Here is a 6,408-nt window from a genome sequence, read left to right as displayed (position 1 = left end):
ATCGGGTCGACACCACGAGAGCGGAACGACCGGTCGGAATAGGACCAGTCGTTCACAGCGTCCTCGCTGTGTGTGCCACCCCGAGGGGTGGACTTTTCAAAGGAACCTCGACCATCCGGAGATGGACGGGGTATCAACTAATCTGGCGTTGATTTTTGGCACGCTGTTGAGTTCTCAAGGAACGGACGCTTCCTTCGTACTCACCCTCTCGGGCTTTCCTCCGGGCTTTTCCCTTCGGTCTTGCGTTTCCGACTCTATCAGATCTTTCCGATCCGATTTCCCCGGTGCTTTCCGGTCCCTTTTGTTTTCACTCCGGGGGCCTTTCGGCGTTTCCGACTTTATCAGAAGTTCTGAGTCGGATTTCCCGCCTCCCGTTCGGCCTTCCGGGCGCACGTCGGCGCCGGGGCTTCCCGTTCTGGCGGAGCCGTAAACGTACTGGAGCGGGGCGCCTCGATGCAAATCGAGGCGCCCCGCTCCACTGCCGCGCTGGTCAGCGCTGCCGTGCCGGTCAGACCTCCACGACGACCGGGAGGATCATCGGGCGCCGGCGGTAGGTGTCGGAGACCCACTTGCCGACGGAGCGGCGGATCAGCTGCTGGAGCTGGTGGGGCTCGACGACGCCGTCCTGGAAGGACTTGTTGAGCGCCTGGTCGATCTTCGGGAGCACCGCGTCGAAGGCGGAGTCCTCGATGCCGGAGCCGCGGGCGTGGACGTTCGGGCCGCCGACGATCTTGCCGGTGGAGGAGTCGACCACCACGAAGACCGAGATGATGCCCTCCTCGCCGAGGATCCGGCGGTCCTTGAGGGAGGACTCGGTGACGTCGCCGACCGAGAGGCCGTCGACGTACACGTAACCCGCCTGGACCTTGCCGGTGATCCGGGCGCGGCCGTCGACCAGGTCGACGACGACGCCGTCCTCGGCGATGACGATGTGGTCCTTGGGGATGCCCGTCATCGCGCCGAGTTCGGCGTTGGCGCGCAGGTGGCGCCATTCGCCGTGGACCGGCATGAGGTTCTTCGGTCGGCAGATGTTGTAGAAGTACAGCAGCTCGCCGGCCGAGGCGTGGCCCGAGACGTGGACCTTGGCGTTGCCCTTGTGGACGACGTTCGCGCCCCAGCGGGTCAGGCCGTTGATCACGCGGTAGACCGCGTTCTCGTTGCCCGGGATCAGGGAGGACGCCAGGATCACGGTGTCGCCGGGGACGATCCGGATCTGGTGGTCGCGGTTGGCCATGCGGGACAGGGCCGCCATCGGCTCGCCCTGGGAGCCCGTGCAGACGAGCACGACCTCGTCGTCCGGCAGGTCGTCGAGGGTCTTCACGTCCACGATGAGACCGGCCGGGACCCGGAGGTAGCCCAGGTCGCGGGCGATGCCCATGTTGCGGACCATCGAGCGGCCGACGAAGGCGACCCTGCGCCCGTACTCGTGGGCGGCGTCGAGGATCTGCTGGATGCGGTGCACGTGGCTGGCGAAGCTCGCCACGATGATGCGCTTCGGGGCGTTCGCGAAGACGTTCCGCAGGACGTTGGAGATGTCCCGCTCCGGCGGGACGAAGCCCGGGACCTCGGCGTTCGTCGAGTCGGAGAGGAGGAGGTCGATGCCCTCCTCGCTGAGCCGGGCGAACGTGTGCAGGTCGGTGAGGCGACCGTCCAGCGGGAGCTGGTCCATCTTGAAGTCGCCGGTGGCGACGACCATGCCCGCGGGGGTGCGGACCGCGACCGCGAGCGCGTCCGGGATGGAGTGGTTGACCGCGATGAACTCGCAGTCGAACGCGCCCAGGACCTCCCGGTCCCCCTCCTTCACCTCAAGGGTGTAGGGGCGGATGCGGTGCTCCTGGAGCTTGGCCTCGATCAGGGCGAGGGTCAGCTTGGAGCCGATCAGCGGGATGTCCGGCTTGAGCCGGAGCAGGTAGGGGACGGCACCGATGTGGTCCTCGTGGCCGTGCGTGAGCACGATGCCCTCGATGTCGTCGAGGCGGTCCCGGATGATGCTGAAGTCCGGCAGGATCAGGTCGACGCCGGGCTGCTCCTCCTCGGGGAAGAGGACGCCGCAGTCGACGATGAGCAGACGGCCGTCGAATTCGAAGACCGTCATGTTGCGGCCGATCTCGCCGAGGCCGCCGAGCGGAATGACGCGCAGGGCGCCCTTGGGCAGCTTCGGCGGGGCGCCGAGTTCGGGATGCGGATGACTCAAAAGACTCTCCTCACCACGCACGCCACGTACCCCCTGGCACGTGGCGCGCATGACAATCGTGCACTTGCTGTTGTGGGTGTTCAGTTGTCGAGACCGTGTTCAGTTGTGAAGTCCGTTGTCAGAGTTCTACCCCGCCGGCGGCCAGGTCGACCTTGAGCTGCTCCGTCTCCTGCGGGGAAAGTTCCACGAGCGGCGGGCGGAGCGGGCCGGCGGGGAGGCCCTGGAGGGCGAGGGCGGCCTTGGTGGTCATGACGCCCTGGGTGCGGAACATGCCGGTGTAGACCGGGAGCAGCTTCTGGTGGATCTCGGTGGCCTTCTGGACCTCGCCGCCCAGGTGGGCGTCGAGGAGGGCGCGGAGCTCCGGGGTGACCACGTGGCCCACCACGGAGACGAAGCCGCAGGCGCCGACGGAGAGCAGGGGCAGGTTGAGCATGTCGTCGCCGGAGTACCAGGCGAGGCCGGAGCGGGCGATGGCCCAGCTGGCGCGGCCGAGGTCGCCCTTGGCGTCCTTGTTGGCGACGATGCGCGGGTGCTCGGCGAGGCGGACGATCGTCTCGGTGTCGATCGGGACGCCGCTGCGGCCGGGGATGTCGTACAGCATCACCGGGAGTCCGGTGGCGTCGGCGATGGCCGAGAAGTGCCGGTACAGGCCCTCCTGCGGGGGCTTGTTGTAGTACGGCGTGACGGCGAGGAGGCCGTGGGCGCCGTCGCGCTCGGCCGTGCGGGCGAGCTCGATCGAGTGGCGGGTGTCGTTGGTGCCGATGCCGGCGACGACGTGGGCACGGTCGCCGACCGCCTCCAGCACCGCTCGTACCAGCTCCGATTTCTCCGCGTCGCTGGTGGTCGGGGATTCGCCGGTGGTGCCGTTGACGACGAGGCCGTCGTTGCCTGCGTCCACCAGGTGGGCGGCGAGCCGCCGGGCGCCGTCGAGGTCGAGTGCGCCGTCCGCCGTGAAGGGCGTGACCATGGCGGTGAGGACCCGCCCGAAGGGGGTCTGCGGAGTGGAGATCGGAGCCATGGGTAACACGCTACTCGCTGGTCGGCGCCGGGTGTCCCCCCGGGGGACGGGAGAAAGGGAGCCCGGCGCTGCCTGCTCGGGGGTTCAGACAGCGCCGGGTCCGTTTGATCAGCCTAGATGAACTTCGTGAAACGTCGCAATACGGACACTTCGCGTCACCAGTCGGACATGTGTGCCCTACGGGGCCACGCGCCCGTTCTTGTTGAAGGCCGCGTGGGTCAGCGGCATCAGCCGGGCCCAGTGCTCCTCCATCCGCTCGCCGACCATCTCGATCTCCCGCTGCGGGAAGGACGGGACCGCGGCCAGTTCGTGCTGGGTACGCAGGCCGAGGAAGTGCATGAGCGAGCGCGCGTTGCAGGTGGCGTACATCGAGGAGAAGAGTCCGACCGGGAGGACCGAACGGGCGACCTCGCGGGCGACGCCGGCGGCCAGCATCTCCTGGTACGTCTCGTACGCCTTCCGGTAGGAGTCCTCCATCGTGCGGGTCACCAGGTCGTGCTGCTCCTGGGTGCCCTCGACGAAGACGTACTTGCCCGGACGGCCCTCCTGGACGAGCTTGCGGGAGGCGTCGGGGACGTAGAAGACCGGCTGGAGCTCCCTGTAGCGGCCCGACTCCTCGTTGTACGACCAGCCCACGCGGTGCCGCATGAACTCGCGGAACACGAAGATCGGGGCGCTGATGAAGAAGGTCATCGAGTTGTGCTCGAACGGGCTGCCGTGGCGGTCCCGCATCAGGTAGTTGATGAGGCCCTTCGAGCGCTCCGGGTCCTTCTGGAGCTCTTCGAGGGACTGCTCGCCCGCCGTGGAGACCCGGGCGGCCCACAGGACGTCGGAGTCGGCCGCCGCGCTCTTGACCAGGTCGACGGTGACGTCGCTCCGGAAGTCGATCTTCACGTTCTCGGTGGGGCTGTCGCTCACCAGCGGTCCTTCCAGTCGGGGTGCAGCCGCCCACTTTAACGAGGGGCCGGGAGGGGATCCCCCACAGGTCGGACCCCCTCCTACCGGAGGACTACATTCGGCCGGTTTGGTGAAATCCTTGGCGAAAACGGGCACCAAAGGACCGGTTCCGTCGTCTGTACCGGTGAAGCACGACGACACCCGAGGAGTGGCCCTGATGTTCCGCCGACGAGAGCCCGTGCCGTTCGCGTTCGTCGCGGAGGCCGACGCCTTTCGCAGTAACGTCACTCCACCGCCCCGGGAGCGCCCCAGCGCCTCGCAGATCGTGGGCCGCACCCTGCTCGGGCTGACCGTCGTGGCCGGCCTCGTCGGGTCGCTGGTCCTCGGGATGCCCTCGCTCCAGTCGGGCGACTCGGCCACTCGTCAGCAGCAGTCCGAGGCCTCCGACAACCGCTGAGGTAGCCTCACCGGGCATCGCCCCTTCGAGCGTGCTTGTGAGTGAGGATCTGTCGTGCCCCTGCCCTTTCTGACGGCCGACCGTGCTTTTGACGCGAACGACCAGGTCGCCCTGCCGTTCGACGACCACGACCAGTGGCGTCGTCCGTACCGGCCGGGGTCCTGGCGGGTCGGGGCGGCGGCGCTGGCGCTGCTGCTCGCCTCTTTCGTCCTGCTCGCCGCGGTGATCATCGCCGCGGCGGGCTCCGTCGGCGGCGCGGGCGCCACCTTCGCCCTCGCGGGGGCCTCCATCGCGGCCACCCTGCGGACGCTGCGGATGGGCACCTGGGTGAGCCGGGCCGGCGTGCGCCGCGTGGGCTTCCTCTCGACCGTCACCGTGCCGTGGGCCCGGGTGACCTCCGTGCGGACCACCCAGCAGCCGGTGCGCTGGCTGGGTCTCCCCCGCACCGTCCAGGGACAGGCCCTGGTGCTCGGCCGGCAGGGCGGTGAGCAGCTCGTGCTGCTCACCGACCACAACGCCGACTTCCTCTCCCGGGTCGAGGCCTTCGACCGGGCGGCCGACACGGTCGAGGCCTGGAGCGCCGAGTACGGACCGGCCCCGGCCCCGGCCGCCGCTACGCGCTGACCGGGCGCCCCTCGTGGAGGGCGATGGCCCGCTGCATCGCCTTGCGGGCCCGGGGGGTGTCGCGGGCGTCGTGGTAGGCGACCGCCAGCCGGAACCAGCAGCGCCAGTCCTCGGGCGAGTCCTCCGTCTCGGCCTTGCGCCGGGCGAAGACCTCGTCGGCCGAGTCGCGGTCGATCCGGCCGCCCGCCGTGCGGGCGAGCTCGTCGACGGGCAGGCCGCCCTCGGCCTCCAGCTCGGCGGCGAGGCGGTTCGCCCGGCGCGCGAAGCGGGTGTTCTTCCAGAGGAACCAGCCGCCGACGAGCGGCAGCAGGAACGCCACCGCGCCCATGCCCATGGCGGCCGGTTCGCCCGTCAGGAGCAGCAGGACGCCCTCCATCCCCACCACGCCGAAGACCAGCACGAGCACGGTGGAGAGGAAGACGTACGTGATCTTTCCGCCCATGGCCGTCAGCCCAGGTCCAGGAAGTGCTCCAGGCCGAAGGTGAGGCCGGGGGCGGCGGTCACGCGTCGGGCCCCGAGCAGGATGCCGGGCATGAAGCTGGAGTGGTGCAGGGAGTCGTGCCGGACGGTGAGGGTCTCGCCCTCGCCGCCGAGCAGCACCTCCTGGTGGGCGAGGAGCCCGCGCAGGCGCACGGCGTGCACCGGGACCCCGTCGACGTCGGCGCCGCGCGCGCCGTCCAGGGCCGTGGCCGTGGCGTCGGGCTGCGGGGCGCAGCCCGCCTTCGACCGGGCCTCGGCGATGAGCTGGGCGGTGCGGGTCGCGGTGCCCGAGGGGGCGTCGACCTTGTTCGGGTGGTGCAGCTCGACGACCTCGACCGACTCGAAGTACGGGGCCGCGATCTGGGCGAACTTCATGGTGAGGACCGCGCCGATGGAGAAGTTCGGGGCGATGAGGACGCCGGTGCCCGGGGCGGCGTCGAGCCAGGTCCGCAGCCGCGCGAGGCGCTCCTCGGTCCAGCCGGTGGTGCCGACGACCGCGTGGATGCCGTGGCGCAGGCAGAATTCGAGGTTCTCCATCACCGAGTCGGGCGTGGTCAGCTCGACCACGACCCGGGCGTCCGCCTCGACGAGCTTCGACAGCTCGTCGCCGCGGCCGAGGGCCGCGACCAGTTCCATGTCCTCGGCGGCCTCGACGGCCCGGACGGCCTCGGAGCCGATGCGGCCCCGGGCTCCGAGGACCGCCACGCGCAGCTTGCTCATTGCTCTTCCTTAAGGGGG

7 protein-coding genes are annotated in these 6,408 nt (G+C 69.7%); 2 read left to right on the top strand and 5 right to left on the bottom strand.

The features are described 5' to 3' along the window. Positions 1-508 precede the first annotated feature (508 nt). The 3 genes from ACIQKA_RS15760 to thyX form a co-directional block, all read right to left on the bottom strand. Positions 509-2,194, bottom strand: coding sequence for a ribonuclease J (locus tag ACIQKA_RS15760; protein ID WP_383160296.1), 1,686 nt, complete (start codon positions 2,192-2,194; stop codon positions 509-511). A gap of 118 nt (positions 2,195-2,312) precedes the next feature. Further along, entirely contained in the window at positions 2,313-3,212 is a 900-nt protein-coding gene (gene dapA, locus ACIQKA_RS15755; RefSeq protein ID WP_383160298.1) for a 4-hydroxy-tetrahydrodipicolinate synthase, read from the bottom strand. Between the two features lie 177 nt (positions 3,213-3,389). Then, positions 3,390-4,130 carry an FAD-dependent thymidylate synthase gene (gene thyX, locus ACIQKA_RS15750; RefSeq protein ID WP_376246981.1) on the bottom strand — a complete coding sequence of 247 codons (741 nt, stop codon included), beginning with the start codon at positions 4,128-4,130 and terminating at the stop codon, positions 3,390-3,392. Between the two features lie 196 nt (positions 4,131-4,326). Here thyX and ACIQKA_RS15745 point away from each other — a divergent pair, with 196 nt between their 5' ends. Together ACIQKA_RS15745 and ACIQKA_RS15740 are read left to right on the top strand one after the other, a co-directional pair. Continuing rightward, positions 4,327-4,566 carry a hypothetical protein gene (locus tag ACIQKA_RS15745; protein WP_390107158.1) on the top strand — a complete coding sequence of 80 codons (240 nt, stop codon included), beginning with the start codon at positions 4,327-4,329 and terminating at the stop codon, positions 4,564-4,566. Between the two features lie 54 nt (positions 4,567-4,620). Further along, positions 4,621-5,190: a hypothetical protein gene (locus ACIQKA_RS15740; protein WP_383160303.1), complete on the top strand. Its 570-nt coding sequence runs from the start codon at positions 4,621-4,623 to the stop codon at positions 5,188-5,190. Here the strand turns inward: ACIQKA_RS15740 and ACIQKA_RS15735 are convergent. Further along, complete coding sequence (locus ACIQKA_RS15735; RefSeq protein ID WP_383160305.1) at positions 5,180-5,632, bottom strand: hypothetical protein; 453 nt, start codon at positions 5,630-5,632, stop codon at positions 5,180-5,182. The genes ACIQKA_RS15740 and ACIQKA_RS15735 overlap by 11 nt on opposite strands. A 5-nt stretch (positions 5,633-5,637) precedes the next feature. After that, positions 5,638-6,390 (bottom strand): 4-hydroxy-tetrahydrodipicolinate reductase, encoded by a 753-nt coding sequence (gene dapB / locus ACIQKA_RS15730; protein ID WP_383160308.1) that lies wholly within the window; start codon positions 6,388-6,390, stop codon positions 5,638-5,640. Positions 6,391-6,408: the final 18 nt, after the last annotated feature.

The organism is Streptomyces sp. NPDC092045 (assembly GCF_044756005.1).
GTDB lineage: Bacteria > Actinomycetota > Actinomycetes > Streptomycetales > Streptomycetaceae > Streptomyces.
Note: the sequence above shows the minus strand (reverse complement) of the source record. Positions and strands in the feature narration are given on the sequence as shown.

Excerpts from the sequence above, each read along its gene's own strand:
- dapA (WP_383160298.1), bottom strand. The coding sequence starts at position 3,212 with ATGGCTCCGATCTCCACTCCGCAGACCCCCTTCGGGCGGGTCCTCACC.
- ACIQKA_RS15745 (WP_390107158.1), top strand. The coding sequence starts at position 4,327 with ATGTTCCGCCGACGAGAGCCCGTGCCGTTCGCGTTCGTCGCGGAGGCC.
- ACIQKA_RS15735 (WP_383160305.1), bottom strand. The coding sequence starts at position 5,632 with ATGGGCGGAAAGATCACGTACGTCTTCCTCTCCACCGTGCTCGTGCTG.
- dapB (WP_383160308.1), bottom strand. The coding sequence starts at position 6,390 with ATGAGCAAGCTGCGCGTGGCGGTCCTCGGAGCCCGGGGCCGCATCGGC.